The sequence below is a fragment of the Methanobrevibacter sp. genome, assembly GCF_030539875.1.
Classification (GTDB): domain Archaea; phylum Methanobacteriota; class Methanobacteria; order Methanobacteriales; family Methanobacteriaceae; genus Methanocatella.
Window position 1 is genome coordinate 67,729 of sequence record NZ_JAUNXI010000003.1, and the last position, 16,006, is coordinate 83,734.

At 31.7% G+C, this 16,006-nt stretch carries 21 protein-coding genes; 13 read left to right on the forward strand and 8 right to left on the reverse strand.

Annotated features, from left to right (window positions below; genetic code table 11):
- Positions 1 to 4 precede the first annotated feature (4 nt).
- From thpR to Q4Q16_RS01770, 5 genes are all read left to right on the forward strand, one after another.
- Positions 5 to 562 carry an RNA 2',3'-cyclic phosphodiesterase gene (gene thpR, locus Q4Q16_RS01750; RefSeq protein WP_303345760.1) on the forward strand — a complete coding sequence of 186 codons (558 nt, stop codon included), beginning with the start codon at positions 5 to 7 and terminating at the stop codon, positions 560 to 562.
- A 4-nt stretch (positions 563 to 566) separates the two neighbouring features.
- Positions 567 to 1,931: a CCA tRNA nucleotidyltransferase gene (cca, locus tag Q4Q16_RS01755; RefSeq protein WP_303345762.1), complete on the forward strand. Its 1,365-nt coding sequence runs from the start codon at positions 567 to 569 to the stop codon at positions 1,929 to 1,931.
- A 297-nt stretch (positions 1,932 to 2,228) separates the two neighbouring features.
- Complete coding sequence (locus Q4Q16_RS01760; protein ID WP_303345764.1) at positions 2,229 to 2,780, forward strand: DUF2284 domain-containing protein; 552 nt, start codon at positions 2,229 to 2,231, stop codon at positions 2,778 to 2,780.
- Positions 2,781 to 2,788: 8 nt separating this feature from the next.
- A complete protein-coding gene (gene npdG / locus Q4Q16_RS01765) occupies positions 2,789 to 3,475 on the forward strand; it encodes an NADPH-dependent F420 reductase (RefSeq protein WP_303345766.1) in 687 nt (228 codons plus the stop codon).
- Between the two features lie 9 nt (positions 3,476 to 3,484).
- Complete coding sequence (locus Q4Q16_RS01770; protein WP_303345767.1) at positions 3,485 to 3,961, forward strand: hypothetical protein; 477 nt, start codon at positions 3,485 to 3,487, stop codon at positions 3,959 to 3,961.
- 6 nt (positions 3,962 to 3,967) lie between these two features.
- Here Q4Q16_RS01770 and Q4Q16_RS01775 read toward each other — a convergent pair whose 3' ends face one another.
- The gene (locus tag Q4Q16_RS01775) at positions 3,968 to 4,591 is read right to left on the reverse strand and encodes a CatA-like O-acetyltransferase (protein WP_303345769.1); all 624 of its coding nucleotides are present in this window, start codon (positions 4,589 to 4,591) and stop codon (positions 3,968 to 3,970) included.
- Between the two features lie 74 nt (positions 4,592 to 4,665).
- Between Q4Q16_RS01775 and Q4Q16_RS01780 the strand changes: the two genes are divergently transcribed.
- Positions 4,666 to 5,997 (forward strand): FAD-dependent oxidoreductase, encoded by a 1,332-nt coding sequence (locus Q4Q16_RS01780; protein ID WP_303345770.1) that lies wholly within the window; start codon positions 4,666 to 4,668, stop codon positions 5,995 to 5,997.
- 25 nt (positions 5,998 to 6,022) lie between these two features.
- Positions 6,023 to 7,003, forward strand: coding sequence for an Mrp/NBP35 family ATP-binding protein (locus tag Q4Q16_RS01785; RefSeq protein ID WP_303345772.1), 981 nt, complete (start codon positions 6,023 to 6,025; stop codon positions 7,001 to 7,003).
- Positions 7,004 to 7,113: 110 nt separating this feature from the next.
- On the opposite strand, the gene msrA is transcribed toward Q4Q16_RS01785, so the two are convergent.
- On the reverse strand, positions 7,114 to 7,974 hold the full coding sequence (gene msrA / locus Q4Q16_RS01790) for a peptide-methionine (S)-S-oxide reductase MsrA (protein ID WP_303345774.1): 861 nt from the start codon (positions 7,972 to 7,974) through the stop codon (positions 7,114 to 7,116).
- A 79-nt stretch (positions 7,975 to 8,053) separates the two neighbouring features.
- Between msrA and Q4Q16_RS01795 the strand changes: the two genes are divergently transcribed.
- Together Q4Q16_RS01795 and Q4Q16_RS01800 are read left to right on the forward strand one after the other, a co-directional pair.
- Positions 8,054 to 8,248, forward strand: a complete 195-nt coding sequence (locus tag Q4Q16_RS01795; protein WP_069574740.1) for a hypothetical protein — start codon at positions 8,054 to 8,056, stop codon at positions 8,246 to 8,248.
- A 9-nt stretch (positions 8,249 to 8,257) separates the two neighbouring features.
- The gene (locus Q4Q16_RS01800; RefSeq protein ID WP_303345781.1) at positions 8,258 to 8,533 is read left to right on the forward strand and encodes a hypothetical protein; all 276 of its coding nucleotides are present in this window, start codon (positions 8,258 to 8,260) and stop codon (positions 8,531 to 8,533) included.
- Here Q4Q16_RS01800 and Q4Q16_RS01805 read toward each other — a convergent pair.
- The 4 genes from Q4Q16_RS01805 to Q4Q16_RS01820 all read right to left on the reverse strand — a co-directional run bounded on the left by Q4Q16_RS01805 (position 8,525) and on the right by Q4Q16_RS01820 (position 10,892).
- The gene (locus Q4Q16_RS01805) at positions 8,525 to 8,803 is read right to left on the reverse strand and encodes a hypothetical protein (RefSeq protein WP_303345782.1); all 279 of its coding nucleotides are present in this window, start codon (positions 8,801 to 8,803) and stop codon (positions 8,525 to 8,527) included. The genes Q4Q16_RS01800 and Q4Q16_RS01805 overlap by 9 nt on opposite strands.
- Before the next feature lie 8 nt (positions 8,804 to 8,811).
- Positions 8,812 to 9,255, reverse strand: coding sequence for a hypothetical protein (locus Q4Q16_RS01810; protein WP_303345784.1), 444 nt, complete (start codon positions 9,253 to 9,255; stop codon positions 8,812 to 8,814).
- Between the two features lie 2 nt (positions 9,256 to 9,257).
- Complete coding sequence (locus Q4Q16_RS01815) at positions 9,258 to 9,746, reverse strand: hypothetical protein (RefSeq protein WP_303345786.1); 489 nt, start codon at positions 9,744 to 9,746, stop codon at positions 9,258 to 9,260.
- 195 nt (positions 9,747 to 9,941) lie between these two features.
- Entirely contained in the window at positions 9,942 to 10,892 is a 951-nt protein-coding gene (locus Q4Q16_RS01820) for a ketopantoate reductase family protein (protein WP_303345787.1), read from the reverse strand.
- A 386-nt stretch (positions 10,893 to 11,278) separates the two neighbouring features.
- On the opposite strand from Q4Q16_RS01820, the gene Q4Q16_RS01825 reads away from it, so the two are divergent.
- The gene (locus tag Q4Q16_RS01825) at positions 11,279 to 13,012 is read left to right on the forward strand and encodes a Na+/H+ antiporter NhaC family protein (RefSeq protein ID WP_303345789.1); all 1,734 of its coding nucleotides are present in this window, start codon (positions 11,279 to 11,281) and stop codon (positions 13,010 to 13,012) included.
- Positions 13,013 to 13,034: 22 nt separating this feature from the next.
- Here the strand turns inward: Q4Q16_RS01825 and Q4Q16_RS01830 are convergent, their stop codons facing one another.
- Positions 13,035 to 13,742: a PD-(D/E)XK nuclease family protein gene (locus tag Q4Q16_RS01830; RefSeq protein WP_303345791.1), complete on the reverse strand. Its 708-nt coding sequence runs from the start codon at positions 13,740 to 13,742 to the stop codon at positions 13,035 to 13,037.
- Between the two features lie 201 nt (positions 13,743 to 13,943).
- Here Q4Q16_RS01830 and Q4Q16_RS01835 point away from each other — a divergent pair, with 201 nt between their 5' ends.
- Positions 13,944 to 14,486 carry a flavodoxin family protein gene (locus tag Q4Q16_RS01835; protein ID WP_303345793.1) on the forward strand — a complete coding sequence of 181 codons (543 nt, stop codon included), beginning with the start codon at positions 13,944 to 13,946 and terminating at the stop codon, positions 14,484 to 14,486.
- Positions 14,487 to 14,573: 87 nt separating this feature from the next.
- Entirely contained in the window at positions 14,574 to 14,813 is a 240-nt protein-coding gene (locus Q4Q16_RS01840; RefSeq protein ID WP_303345795.1) for a hypothetical protein, read from the forward strand.
- Between the two features lie 81 nt (positions 14,814 to 14,894).
- Here Q4Q16_RS01840 and Q4Q16_RS01845 read toward each other — a convergent pair whose 3' ends face one another.
- Positions 14,895 to 15,191, reverse strand: a complete 297-nt coding sequence (locus tag Q4Q16_RS01845; protein WP_303345797.1) for a putative quinol monooxygenase — start codon at positions 15,189 to 15,191, stop codon at positions 14,895 to 14,897.
- Between the two features lie 121 nt (positions 15,192 to 15,312).
- Between Q4Q16_RS01845 and Q4Q16_RS01850 the strand changes: the two genes are divergently transcribed.
- Complete coding sequence (locus Q4Q16_RS01850) at positions 15,313 to 16,005, forward strand: iron-sulfur cluster assembly scaffold protein (RefSeq protein ID WP_303345799.1); 693 nt, start codon at positions 15,313 to 15,315, stop codon at positions 16,003 to 16,005.
- Position 16,006: the final 1 nt, after the last annotated feature.

Here is a 16,006-nt window from a genome sequence, read left to right on the forward strand (position 1 = left end):
TAATATGTCGCAGGTACGGGCATTTTTAGCTATAGACTTGGAAGATGATTTAAAACCAAAAATTAACAAATTAATTAAAGAATTTAAAAAAATTGATACCAGAATTAATTATGTCGAATTAACAAACCTTCATTTAACCTTGAAATTCTTTGGGGAAATAGACACTAACGGTTTGGAATTATTGGAAAATAGAATAGCTAAGGTCATGTCTGAATTCAAACCTTTCAACATTAAAATTAAAGGTTGCGGAGCTTTTCCAAATAACAATCATATTAAAGTGATTTGGGTTGGAATTGATGAGGATTTCCTAATAAAAGAATTGCATGATAGGCTTGATAAGGAATTTGTTAAATTAGGTTTTGATAGTGACAAAAAATTTTCAACTCATTTAACCATTGGACGCATGAAATCAGCTAAAAATAAGAATCAAGTCAAATCAACCATTGAAGAGTATAGTGACTTTGAAATCGGTGAGATGACAGTTAACAGTATTTCATTAAAAAAATCCACTCTAAAACCTTCCGGACCAATATATGAAGATTTAACAGTATTTGAATTGTGATTTCATGGATTATAATTTAATTTTAAAAGATATAAAACCTACAATAGATGAAACAAACCAGATTGGTGAAGTTTCATCTGAAATTATTGATTTTTTACAGAACCTGTGTGACGATGATAATTTAAATGCTAAGGTAAATCTGGTAGGTTCGGTTGCAAAAAACACAGCGCTTAAAGGAAAATCTGACATAGACATTTTCATTGCTTTTCCCCTTGAAACTGATAAATATTATTTAAAAAAAATGGGTCTTGATTTGGCCCATAAATGTTGTGAAAACTTCAATAGCACTCCAGAACATCATTTTGCATCACATCCTTATGTTACTGCCCACATTAATGGATATGAAGTGGATATAGTACCTTGCTATGCAATTGATAACGGAAGCCAGATTAAATCTGCAGTGGATAGGACAATTTTACATACACGTTATGTAAAAGCAAATTTAGGCAAAAATCAGGAAAATGAAGTTTTACTCCTCAAACGGTTCATGGCAATGACTGGAGTATATGGTTCTGAATTTAAAACCGGAGGATTTGCTGGTTATTTATGTGAATTATTAATTATTAATTATGGCACTTTTGAAAACACTCTAAAAAAAGCTATCCATTGGCAATATGGTCATAGCATTGATTTGGAAAGTTATGACACATCAAAAAATTTCAATGACCCGTTGATAGTGATTGATCCAACTGACAGGAATAGAAATGTGGGAGCTGCTTTAAGATTGGACAAACTGGCAGAATTTATTCAATCAGCCCGTAATTATTTATTTTCAGATAATAAAAAAGATTATTTTTATCCATTGAATAGAAATTTAAATAAAAATGATATTATTAATGAACTTGAATTAAGAAATAGTGATGTTATAGCTATCAAGTTTAATATTCCCGATATTCCTCTTGATACTCTGCATCCTCAGCTTAGAAAAACAACCGAAGCTCTTGCCCGCAAATTAAATGAGGATGAGTTTAATGTTTTTAAAGCAGATTATTGGAGTGATGAAGTATCCGATTGTGTAATTTTACTTGAAATGGCTTCATCAAATCTCAATGATATTAAAATAAACATAGGTCCCAAAGTTTTCTTTAATAAGGCCTGTGAAAACTTTGCAGAAAAATATGGTCGTGAAAACTGCTATATTCAAAATGACTTTTTAGTCCACACGCAAAAAAGGGATTTTAATAATGCTTTAAGTTTGGTAGAATATATCTTTACCCGGGAGCATATTGGTCTAATAAAAGTTGGAAAAAACCTTAAAAACAATATAATCAATACATTTGAGTTTATCAGTATTGATGAGATTAATAATGATGAATTTTTAGAATTTTTAGATGATTTTATAAATCCCGGACAGCACATCGTAAGGTGAAGGCAATTAATAAATTGGTTTTGCCATTCATTACCACTAACTTCTTTATAATATATTTGAATGTATTTGTTTCAGATTTTTCCCTGTGGTCTCAGGTTTATGATACAGAGTTTTATCCGTATACTTTTTTTATATTTTTTCTAAAAGGTTTAATATATTTGACATTATATGTTGTTGGAAATAACAGAGATTCATACTGAATAAGTCTGTTGTCATCATTTTTTATCTGAACAAAGATTAGAATTAATTAAATTTACTTAGAAAGTTTTATAATGTCATTTTTATATAATAGTAATTATGTCTGAGATAACTAAACTCACTGCTGATGTTGATGTTCAAGAGTATTATGAGGAATATGTTGATTTTGAAAAGTTTTCAAAACTCTGTATAGAAGAACAGGAACTCTTGGGATATAACTGGAATTATCCTCCATTTGATTTTGATGTAGACGAGTTGTGGAACTCATATAATAAACTTAAGATTATTGCTTTTAAAATTGATTTTTCAAAAGAGGAATTGGATCATACTTTTGAAGAAAGAGAATTGGAAGCTATTTTAAAAAGGTTTGAACGTATTAAAGGCAGATTTATGAATGAAATCTACATGCTTGAAAATGAAGACTCTTTAGGATTATACATTGGGAAATGTAATTTATGTATGAGATGTACAAGAGATTTTGAAATGCCTTGTAAAATGCCTGTTAAAATGAGATATGCTATAGAAGGACTTGGTGCGGATATAGATAGAACTATTGAAGATTTGTTTGGATATAAAATTCTTTATGCTCATGATGGTAAATTACCGGAATATTTGATATTTGTTGGTGGTTTGCTGTATGATAAAAGATAGGTGATAATATGATTGTAAGTATTATTGGAGGAACAGGACCTCAAGGACTTGGAATTGCAGAAAGATTAGCTATCGCTGGTGTTGAAGTTATTGTAGGTTCTAGAAAAGAAGACAAAGCATTAGATGTTGTCGCAAAAGCTAAGGAAGAATTAGCAGATTATGACTTAAATATGAAAGGTATGGCAAATGAAGATGCAGCAAAAGAAGGGGACGTATTAATAATCACTGTACCGCTAGCAGCTCAAAAGCCAACAGTAGAGGGAATCAAAGAATTCTGTAAAGACAAGATTGTTATGGATGCAACAGTACCTCTTGAAACAGCAATCGGCGGAAAACCGTTTAGATTCATTGATCTAATGGAAGGTTCTGCTGCTGAGAGAACTGCTTCAATTCTTGAAGGCACTGGTGCGAAGGTAATCTGCGCATTCTGTAACATTTCAAACTCACACCTTTCAAACATTCCAGAAGACATTGACTGTGATTGTTTAATTGCAGGTGATGACAAGGAATCTAAAGAAATCGCAGCAGAAATCATTGATAAGATACCAGGTATAAAAACTATTGATTGCGGTATTTTAGAAAAAGCACGCATAATTGAGAAAATCACCCCATTGTTAATAGGATTAAACATCAAATACAGATCCCATTATGGTGGTTTGAGAATTACAGGAATTCCGGCTTTGGATAAAGAATAGCTGATCAACATGGATTCATTTGAGACATTATTGGATAAGAATATTAATGATGTCTCTTTTAATGAATCTTCTAATTTTTTTGTTGCGGCTATTGGATATTCCACAAAACTCTGCGGCAGAAAATATCCTGCAGTCAAATTTAAACTTGGAGTTATTGATTATTTTAATTTAATCTCATTTTCTGATTTGTTTAAACACGAAGCCATTCTGATTGTCTGGCATAACAATGACATCATCACTGATTTGGAACTATACTATCTAAGCAATGATTTTGATGTTTTGTTTAATGATTACATATTTATTAAAAAAGCTATTGATAATGGTGAAGCCCATAAATTAAGAGAAGGAGACACTTGCTATTTAGGCGCTTCAAGATTAAATGATAAAGTTTCCCAACCAAATTCAGACAAACTGGCTAATAAGCGTGAATTTGTCCTTAAAAAGAAATATTTGCAAAAAATTATTAATGAAATTGATTTTAAATAGGTTTGATTAAAATTTATCAAATTCCTTTTGAGCATTTTCATAAAAATATCCTAATTCTCTGCCATGGACAAAAATATGGCTGACTGTAATTGAAATGCTCATCTCATAATTTTCATTTACTTTTCCCCATGTAATCAACGGTTGAATGGCCTGTCCTTCAACAGTACAGGTAGTAACCATATCGAAATCAACCCAGGGGATACATGAGAAGTTTGCAATATTTTCCAAATCCCTCTTTTCCATCTCAACTGTAAATCCTTCCTTTTTACCATTTAAAATATCTTTTGAGAGGTCTTTTACATAATCATGCCATTTTATAATATCACTGAATTCTTGTGGCGTTTTGACTCTCATTTCATGATAACTAGAATTGTTTTCACCCATTATTGGACATACTCCGTCAAGATAGTCATATTCAATTGCTTTTTCATTAATTATTCTTCTTTTAAGTTCACTAACTGAATTAACGGAATTCATTAAGCAACCAAGACTCATTATAAAAAATGATTTATTGTTTTCATGACACCAATTCCATAATTTTTCCACATTGATTCTGGCATTCATTGCATAACGGGCAGATAAAAAATTAATAAAGGGATTTCCATCCAAATCAAATTCGATTTCTTTCATTTTAAAACCTTAATCTTTTTATATTATTTTTTAATATATATTATATTGTATAAATCATATGTGGTTATGTTAAAATGAAAGTTGTTATTGTAGGTGGAGGAGCTGGTGGAATTTCTACGGCTTCAAATATTCGTAAATTAAGTGAAGACATTGAAATTACTGTTCTCACAAGAGATAATAAGGTTGCATATTCTCCATGTGCCATTCCTTATGTATTGTCCGGTACAATCGAATCCTTTGATGATATTGTAATGAAAACTCCTGAAGATTATAAAAATAAAAACATTGATGTTATTATTGAGGCAGAGGTAACTGCTGTTGATTCTGATAAAAAAACTGTTACCTATCAAAAAGATGGTAAGGAAATAGTTATTGATTATGATAAATTGGTTCTTGCAACTGGCGGAAATCCTTTTATTCCTCCAATGCAGGGTGTTGAGTTGGACGGTGTATTTAGAATACGCAACATCGATGACGGTATTAGAGTTCAGGAAGCAATGAAAGATGCTAAAAGTGCAATTGTCACCGGTGCAGGTTTAATCGGAATCGAAATTGCATTCGCTCTTAAAAAACGTGGATTAAATGTTATTTTAAGTGAGATGCTGCCTCAAATTGTTCCAAGATCTCTTGATAAGGACATGTCTGATATTTTAGTGGAATACCTTGAAATGGAAGGTATTCAAGTAGTTTTAGGAAAACCTATTACTAAATTAATTGGAAATGGAAAAGTCGAAAAGGCATGTTTCGGTGATGAAGACATCTACGATGCAGATATGGTCATTATGGCTACCGGTGTTAGAGCTGAATTGGATTTAGCTGAAATGGCAGGATGTGAAATTGGAAGATGGGCAATTCTTGTAAATGATAGGATGGAAACTTCAGTTGAAGATGTATATGCTGTTGGAGACTGTGTCGAATCTAAAGATTTAATCTTAGGTTCAAATACTATTTCACAGTTAGGTACAACTGCGGTTCGCGAATCTAAAACATTGGCACGTACAATCTGCGGTAAAAAATCCAAATTCAATCCTGTTTTAAACTCTATGGTTTCTAAAGTGGGCAAACTGGAATTTGGTGCAGTAGGATATACAACTAGCTTTGCACAGCAAAATAGAATCAGGCCTGTAGTGCAAAAGGTACAGGCACTTACAAGAGCCCGTTATTATCCGAATGCTAAGCCAATGGATATTAAGGTTATATGTGACGGTAATGGAACTATTATAGGTTGTCAAATCATAGCAGAAGAAAGAGTGGCCGAAAGAATTGATACAATGACCTTGGCAATTACTGAAGGTTTAACCTGTTTTGATTTAAGCAATATGGAATTTGCTTATGCACCACCAGTTTCAATGGTTACAGACCCATTAATACTTGCTGTTGAAGAAGTAAGTAAAAAATTCACTTAAATAAATTTATTTTGGAGATGATAAAATGGCAGAACATGGACACGGTCATCATGGTCACGGAGGTCAGATGACACCTGAACAGCAAAGACAGATGATAGAGCAAGAGTTAAGACTTGCTAAAAATTTAGGACAAATCAAGCATAAAATTGTTGTTATGAGCGGTAAAGGTGGAGTTGGAAAATCTACCGTAGCAGCAAACATTGCTGAAACCTTACAGAAATTAGGTTATAAAACAGGTATTTTGGATGCTGATATACACGGTCCTAACGTCCCTAAAATGTTAGGTATTGAATTATACGGCGAATCTTTTAATGAATATCAGTTTAATGTATTTAAAGAAGTTACTGAAGAAGGACTTGAAAATCAGAATTTTGAAGATGATGAGGAAAAATTAGCATTTATCGAATCTAAAAAAGAGGAATATAAACATGCAATGTTTCCTGTAGAAGCTCCTAGCGGTCTTAAGGTAATGTCTATGGCATTTTTACTAGACAGTATTGATAGGCCTATTATTTGGAGAGGTCCTCAAAAAACCGGTGCCATAAAACAGTTAATTTCTGATGCCCACTGGGGATCACTTGATTATTTAATTATTGATAACCCTCCCGGAACCGGTGATGAGCCATTGACAGTTTTACAGACTATTCCTGATGCAGATGCAGTTATTATGGTAACCACCCCTAATATCGTATCTCAGGAAGATGTTTTAAAATGTGTAAAAATGGTTGAAATGATGAACATTAAAAAGATAGGTCTTATTGAAAATATGGCTTATTACGTTTGCCCACATTGCGGAGAAAAACTCAACATATTCGGTGAAGGCAACGGTAAGAAATTTGCAGAAGAAATGGAAATTACTTATTTAGGCGATTTGCCGATTGAAGAAAATGTTTCTGATGCACCAAATAAAGAAGGATCTATTTCAACAATTAATCCTGATGATGTGGTTTCAAAAAGATTTATTGAGATTGTTGAAGATATCCAAAACGAGTTTATTAAGGAGTAGGTTGATAATAACTTACTCTTACAGTTTTTATAGTGTATCCTAAGAAATTGGGATTTATTCTTATTTTTTTAAAATAATCTGTTTTTCAGTTAGTATTTAATTTTGATTGATTATTTTTTTGGTATGAATTTAAGTGCAGCTGAGTTTATACAGAATCTTGGAGATCCTCCTGGCCCATCATAAAACAGGTGGCCCAAATGAGAATTGGATTTTGCACTTCTAACTTCTATACGAGTTGCGCCATGGGAAAAATCTCTGTTTTTTATAATCACATCATCGGATACTGGTTTTGAAAATGCAGGCCAGCCGCATCCTGAATCGAATTTGTCTTCTGAAGAAAATAGAACTTCACCATTTACAACATCCACATATACACCATCTTCAAAAAAATCATCATATTTTCCGCTAAATGGTGGTTCTGTCATGCCAAGTTGTGTTATTTCGTACTCCTCTTTGGTTAAGTGGTCGAATTCTTCATCATCTATTAAATTTAAATCAACATGACAATAGCCGTTGGGATTTTTTTCAAGATATTTTTGATGATAATTTTCAGCTGTATAGAAGCATTTTATTGGTGAGGCTTCAATAGCTATTTCTTTTGCGGCATCTTTTTGTTTTTCTTTTAAGAAATTTAATACAGTCTCCTTTTGGGAATTTTCCTGCCAATAGATGCCTGATCTGTATTGAGTTCCAACATCAGGCCCCTGGCGATTTTTACTGTAAGGGTCAATTATTTTATAAAAATTTTCCAGTATTTCCTCTAATGAGATTATTTCTGGATTGTATGTTACTTTAACAGTTTCTGCATGGCCTGTTTTGCCGCTGCAAACCTTCTCATATGTTGGTGTTAAATCATTACCGTTAGCATATCCGACTTCGGTTTGATTTACTCCTTTTAATCTGGATATGAATGCTTCAACACCCCAGAAACATCCTCCTGCTAAATAGATAATTTGTTGATTGGTGAACATAATTATAGTTATATTGTTAAACATAAAAATATTTTTATTAGGTAATCTAAAGTTATATTATAGAATTGGAGGAAACTCTATGTTTTATAGTACAATAATGAAAATTGATTCAATTGATAGATTAAGAGATATTAGGGATGCATTACTTGTTGAGCAAGGTATTAATCCTACTCGTCAAGGAGAACAGGCAATTAAAGTTGTTGTTGAAAGAATTGATGAAATTCAAGCTACTTTAGACAAATCTGCAACAAAAAATTTAAATAGAAACAGATAAGTGATTTTTGTGTTAAGACGTGTAACTAGTGGTCGGCGTTTACTTAGAAAAAAAATGTACAAAGCACCACATAACCGCCATAAAAATACAATTTATTATCGTGAAAATAAGAATTATAATAAAGTTCATCAAAAAGAATTTAAAGACATGAATGGACCCAACATAAAACGTAAAAGAAGACCTAAACGTGAGGTTATTGAGGGTTTTAAAATGTCTTATAGATATAAATATTATAATAATGATATTGTAGAAGAAACAGATGAATCGGAAGAAGAATTAGAATAATTCTTCCAGCAACTCTTTTTTTGTAATAATTTTATTTTCACTGTGTATGTCTACAATAATTCCTGAGAAAGCATCATCATTTTTTGAAAGTTCTGTAAAAAGTTCCTTTGAAACTTCACATGGCTTGTGTTCGGTTAGTTTCAAATACTTAAAACCTTTTTCATATTGGTCCATATTTGAAAATACTATTATTTTAAAATCATCAATACTTCCAGTGACAAGAAAATCTTTCTTATAATCTTCACCGATTGCAGGACAAATAAAATTCATTTTAACACCTAAAAGCTTCCGTCCCTATCCATATTAAAGTTTTGTGAATGGGGATTGATTACAAAACCATGGAAATATTCATCTTCCTCGGCTATTTTTGATATGTCTTTTGCAGACAGGACTTTCATTTCCAGCTTATCTAAGAATAATTTGGAGATTTTTGCACTTCCGATTGCATATTCGCGAATATCTGTAAAAAGGGGAATAATATATTCTTTGCTTGATTCTGTTAAAGTTAATTTCACAGGTTTTTCAACTTCATCAACTAATGTAAAATAGATTTCATTAGGATAAGTTTCTCTGATATTTCCCTTTACGGCTTCAAGCTCAAGAGAATCTTCGCTCTTGAGTTTTTTAGCCATATCTGCATATATCTGAATATACTCTTTTAATTGACTTTTTGAAGCTTTAACATTGTGTTTTTGATAATCTTCATAATCTTTTGGATTCATATTTATTCACAGCAATCGTGGACATCTTCACTTGCAATTACAAAGTCCCATTGTGGAGCGTTGACTGCAACACCAATGAATTCTTCGTCTTCAGTGTGGTCTGCTACAATTTCGCTGCCTATTTTTTTCTCAAGTTCAAACTCAATATCTCCGAATTGGTTTTTAAATTCTTCAATAGCAATATCTGCTTCTTTTTCATCGGTAAAGATTGGAATTACAAATTCTTCACCTTCATCTTCCTCTTCAGAGATTATCAAAGCAACAATCTCTTTTTCTTCATTATTCATGTTGTAAACAATAAAGAACTCTTCATTATGCACTCCATGCTCAATTTCATGGTAAAGTTCATTTAATTCATCAATCTGTGCTTCATTTTCTTTTTCAAATTGTTCATCGATGTCTTCTGAAGTTTCGAGATATTTTTCTATTTTTTCACTTAAATCATCGTCAATTTCAATAAATTTTTCTATTAATGCTTTAATTTCGCTCATAATATCACCATAATGTCATAATCTTTAAAATAAGTATTTTTTTAAAACAAATGAACATTCTCTTCCTAAACACCACTAAAGGAATACAAACGAATGCTCATTTCAACCATCACCATTGTTCATATTATAAAAAAATAGTATATAACAATATGAACAATAATTATTTTTATTTTCAACCTATATAAAGGTTAAGGTTCAAAATTCACTTTCAATAGCTTTAATTAGGTTATAGATAATTTTATTTGTACTTACATCAACATTGTTTTCCTCACCAAGTTCAATGACTTTTCCAGTTAAAGAATCGATTTCTGTTTTTATTTTCTTTTGAATATCTTGATGGGTTGATGAAAAATGGTTATATGTGTCGGGCACAAGTTTTGAGTAGAATATATCCCGATATTCTTCCGGTTCATTCCAAAGGGTCGAATAACCGGAGGCTTTTATTACATTAAATATTTCAGTTATGATTTTGTTCATTAGTTCAATTGTATAATCATTTTCTGTAAGTTTTCCATAATTCACATTTAAAATGGCGCCCAGCGGATTTAATGTGCAATTATAAAGCATTTTTGCCCATAAATATTTGTCTATGTCATTTGTAAGTTCACATTTAATCCCTGATGAAGTTATCATATCGGCTATTATTTGAAGTTGTTTTGGATTTTCTTTTTGAAGTGATCCGATTAAAATGGGTTCTGTATAAACGGTAATTTCACTGATATTTCTTTCAGGCCGTCTAAATCCTGTAATTACACGTGCGCTGAATACATTTTTTTTATCAAAGTATCTTAAATAGTATTCATCATTTCCAAATCCGTTCTGGAATATTATGATTTTAAAGTTTTCCTTTAAGATTTCTTTGTTTTCATTTAGTTTTTGTGAAATATCTTCATTGGATGTGGTTTTTGATGTGATGAACACATAATCGAACGTATTTTTTGGAATTTTTGAATAATTGTCATATACAGTAATGTCGTCCTTTGAAAATGCATAATGTTTGAATAATCCTATTCTTTTAATTCCGTCTTCACGAATTTTTTTTGCAGTTTCGCCCCTTGCATAAATAGAGACATTGGCTTTTTGTGATAATATGGATGCGGCAAGTCCAATTCCCACAGCTCCAGAACCTATAACTAAAATATTCATTTTAAAAATCCCTTTATCTTATGATAATATATTTCATGAAAATATGATTTAAAGATTTATTTTTATTTAAGGAAGAGGATTATCAAAAGCAAATATTAAAATTATGTAAATTAAACAAAAAATCATTTATATTTTTGAAAAAAGTAATAATAAATTTGAATTTAATATAACTATTTCTTCTTAATTTCCATCTTTAAGGTATAATTTTCTTTAATATCTATCAGTTTATATAATAAATCTTTTTATATTATTAAAAACAATATAACTTTGTACATAATAAGATAATTTTAATTATTTCACATTAAAATCTATCTTATTAATACAAAATAGATTTTAAATTATATTAAAAATCTTTAATGGAATATTATAGGAAAATGGTGTTTTTTATGAATATTAATAATAATATGAAATTGGGTTTGGTTGCAGCTGTATCGATTATAGCTTTTTTTGTCTTATCCTTATTTATTTCCCAAGCACCTGCCGATGGTGATAATGCCATTCGCTTCGGTATTTTAACAATATTGCCGCCTCTTGTAGCTATTGGTTTAGCATTTATTACAAAGGAAACCGTATTGTCATTATTTATGGGGGTATTTGTTGGAGAGTTCATGTTATGTGTAAATGATTTAAATATTATTTCCACTGCAATTAATGCATTTCTGCAATTAGGTTCTCAAGTAATTTCTTGTATGGCGGATCCTTGGAATGCCGGTATTATTCTTCAATGTTTGCTTATTGGAGGTATTATCCAATTAGTAACAAAAATGGGTGGGGCAAAAGCTCTGGCAGATACATTTGCTAAGAAAGCTGATACTCCAAGAAAAGCTCAATTAGTCACTTGGTTTTTAGGATTATGTGTATTTTTTGACGATTATGCAAACTCTTTGATTGTTGGCCCTATTATGAGGCCAGTTATGGATAAACTTAAAGTATCTAGGGAAAAATTAGCATTTGTTGTAGACGCAACTGCTGCTCCGGTTGCAGGTATTGCTATTATTTCTACTTGGATTGGTTTGGAAGTCAGTTTAATCGCTGCAGGATTCCAGTCTATCGGCGTAACTAATGTTACTGGTTTCGGTATATTTTTACAGACCATTCCATATAGGTTTTACAATATTTTCATTTTACTTTTCATAGTTATTTCTGCAATAACATTATATGAATTTGGTCCGATGAAAAAAGCTGAACAAGCCGCACGTAAAAGGAAAAAAGATGAAGAAATCATTGTTCCTAGTGCTCCGGGTTTTGATGAAATCAAACCGGTTGAAGGAATCAAATTATCAATTTGGAATGCAATTATTCCTATTGGTACACTGATTATTGGTGCTCTTATTGCATTCTATTGGAGTGGATACACTGCTATTCTCGGTGGAGAAGATCAGGCTCTTATTGCACTTATGAACACTGCTCCTTTATCATTTAATGGTATTTTTACTGCATTATCACAATCCGATGCGTCTGTTGCTCTTTTCCAAGCCGCACTTCTTGCTTCTATAGTAGCTATTGTAATGGCTGTTGGTGAGAGAATACTCAGTCTTGAAGATGCTGTATCTGAATGGATTGGAGGTATGAAAACCATTGTTATTACCGGTGTAATCTTACTTCTCGCTTGGTCTTTAGGAGGAGTAATTGGTGAGGTTGGAACTGCTTCTTATTTAGTAGGTGTTTTAAAGAATACCTTGCCTCAATTTATTGTACCTGCATTAATCTTTATTTTAGGCGCTTTAATTTCATTTGCAACAGGTACTGCATACGGTACAATGAGTATCTTAATGCCTTTGGCTATTCCATTGGCCTGGGCAGTAAGTACCGGTGATATGGGATTCACTATTGTTTCTACAAGTGCAGTATTGACTGGTGCTATTTTTGGTGACCATTGTTCTCCGATTTCAGATACAACAATTCTTTCGTCTATGGGATCTAGTTGTAACCACATTGATCACGTTCAAACACAAATTTACTATTCAATCTTTATTGCTGTTATTACTGTTTTCTTAGGTTACATTCCTGCAGGTTTAGGAGTTCCATGGTACATTTGTATCCCGATTGGTGTAATTGTAACAATTATTGGACTTAGAATTTTAGGTGAAAAGGTAGACTTTGATGAAGTTGAGGGTTAATCCTCTTAACTTCCTATTTTTTTCAATATTCGTCACAAAGATGTTTATATGTGCAGTATTTGCATAAAAATTGTCTTTTTGCAGTGAAATTTCCGCTGTTTATTTCATTTCTAACTTCATGAAGTGTGTCTATAGCATTTTGAATTTCACTATCATTTAAATACTTGCGCTTGTTGTCTTCATTACATACTTTAAGTAATCTCAAACGGCCGTTTTTAGTAAAAAATATTCCTACACGTGAAACATTTTTTCCGTAAACATTTTCAACAAGCAGTTTATAATAGCAAAGTTCACGACGATATTTTGAAAAAGAACTTGATTTTGAAGTTTTATAATCAATTACGATTAATTCTCCGTTTTCATCTTCTAGAATAATATCACAGATTCCTGAAAAGCGATTTTTTTCATCAAAGAGATATTCCTCCTGTGAATATAGTTTAAAGTCATTTTCAACAAACGCTTTATTAAAAAAAGAACCTAAATTATCAAGATGTTCAGTTAAATCATATCCAATGTCTTCCTCATGAGCTATTTTTAAAAGTTCATTTTCAATATTAACTTCAGCCAAATCATCGCCGAATTTCTCAGCAAACCTCTCAGCTACCAAATGAACATCGCTTCCAAGCGCCATGAACTTATTCTGAGGAACATCAATCTCATCTATATATTGAAATTTAAACTCAAGGGGACATTTAAGATAGGTGTTAACTTTTGATTTTGATAATTTCATAGGTAATCATTTATTGAAACTTTTTTAAATAAATTATTATCAGTTTTAAATACTTTAAATTAAATAAATATAAATTGGTGATTTTATAATGGAGAAATTATATGCACCTCTAAGCATTAATTCTTAGTTAATGTTGGAATTTAAATTTTAAAATTAGATTCAATTATTAATAATAATAAAAATTTTTGGAGGAATAACTAAATGAAAATTGTAGCACTTCAAGCAAGTCCTCGTAAAGGCGGAAACTGTGATGTTTTAATGGATGAAATGATTAAAGGCATTGAAGAAAATGGCGGGGAAGTAACCAAATATTACCTTGAAAAAGAAGAGATTGCACCATGTAAGGCATGTATGTACTGTGCTGAAAATCCTGAATGTGTCCGTGACGATGACGGAAACAAGATTTTAGATGAAATGATTGAAGCTGACGGAGTAATATTTGCAACTCCTATTTATTATGGTCAGATGAGTGCACAGGGTAAATTAATCATTGACCGCTTCTACGGCATTGGTCAAAATCCTGATAAAAGCTTGTCTGGAAAAGCAGCATTAATATTTACTGAAAATCAGCCTGAACACACATACGATACTTACATCGAACTTACTAAAGCTTCTCCATTCGGATTCATGGGTTATGATGTAATCGGCCATGTTGATGCAGGCAGTGCAGGTCCGGCAGGCATCGTTGCTGATGAACAGCCTGACAAATTAAAAGAAGCTTATGAACTTGGTTTAAAATTCTAAAACATTTATATTTTGAAGTTGGTTTTTTTAACTAACTTATCCTTTTTTAGATAAATTTTAATTACTCTTTTTGATAAATAATATTGTATGGGTTTAATATCATTTCTTAAAGGGGATAAAAAGGACTGTAAAAAAGAGGATATTGCTGAATGTCACATTGATGTCAATACTGTTGATTGCGATGGATGTGAAAAATGCGGCATTGCATGTCCGAATAATGTTTTTATACTTGACGGGGATGTAATTGTGGTGCGTGATTCTCAGGTTTGTAAAAGTTGTAAAGTATGTATGGCAATTTGTCCTAATGACTGCATTACAGTTAATTAATCATTTAATGTTTATTATCTCTTTTTAAATAGTTAAAATAAATAAAAATTAAAGCAATGATTTTGATATCATAAAAATAGATTAGAATTCGGTTTTGGTAGCTTCAATAATTTGGATATCACTGCTTTTTATAAATTCTTCAGAATCAGAATTGAAGTTTAAGAAATGCGGTGAAGCCATATGTTTTCTGAGATATTCTTTTGATTCCCATTTTTCAACAAATGTTAATGCATCATCCTTACTGGATTTTAATAATTGATAATCAATATTACCTTCCTCAAGTAAAGATTCATAAACCAATTCTTCAGACAGTTCTATGATACTGTCGCGGCATCCTTCTTTAGGTTGAATTTTAGCTAATACAAGTATAAAATCCATATATATACACCAATTGATAGTATGATTTTCATATTACTTAAATCATTTTACTTGATTTTTCATAAAATACATTAATTAAAAAACAGATATATTAAACCAGTAAATAGCTTGGTGAAAAAAGATGATTTATTCAACAGAAATTGAAAATATGTGTCTTGTTCGCAAAGGTGCAAATCATGACCCTGCGCCAATTCCTGAAGAGGGTAAATGGGTTAAAGCAAAAGAAATAGGTGATATTTCAGGTTTTACTCATGGTATCGGGTGGTGTGCGCCGCAACAAGGATGCTGTAAATTAACTTTAAATGTTAAAGAGGGAATTATAGAAGAAGCATTGGTTGAAACATTAGGTTGTTCCGGTATGACTCATTCAGCTGCAATGGCTGGTGAAATATTGGTTGGAAAAACCATACTTGAAGCATTAAACACCGATCTTGTTTGTGATGCCATCAACACTGCAATGCGTGAATTATTCTTACAAATTGTTTATGGAAGAACACAGTCTGCATTTTCAGAAGGGGGCCTTCAAATTGGTGCAGGACTGGAAGACCTGGGAAAAGGCCACAGAAGCCAGGTTGGAACAATTTACTCAACTAAAGAAAAAGGTCCGAGATATTTGGAATTGACTGAAGGTTATATAATAGAAATCGGCCTTGACAGTGACAATGAGATTATTGGTTATAAATATATCAATATTGGTGTTATGTTGGATCAAATCAAAGATGGTGTTGACCCCTTAGAAGCTATTGAAAAGGCAACTGGTCAATACGGCAGATTTGATGATGCAGTTAAAAAAATAGACCCGAGGAGTGAATGAA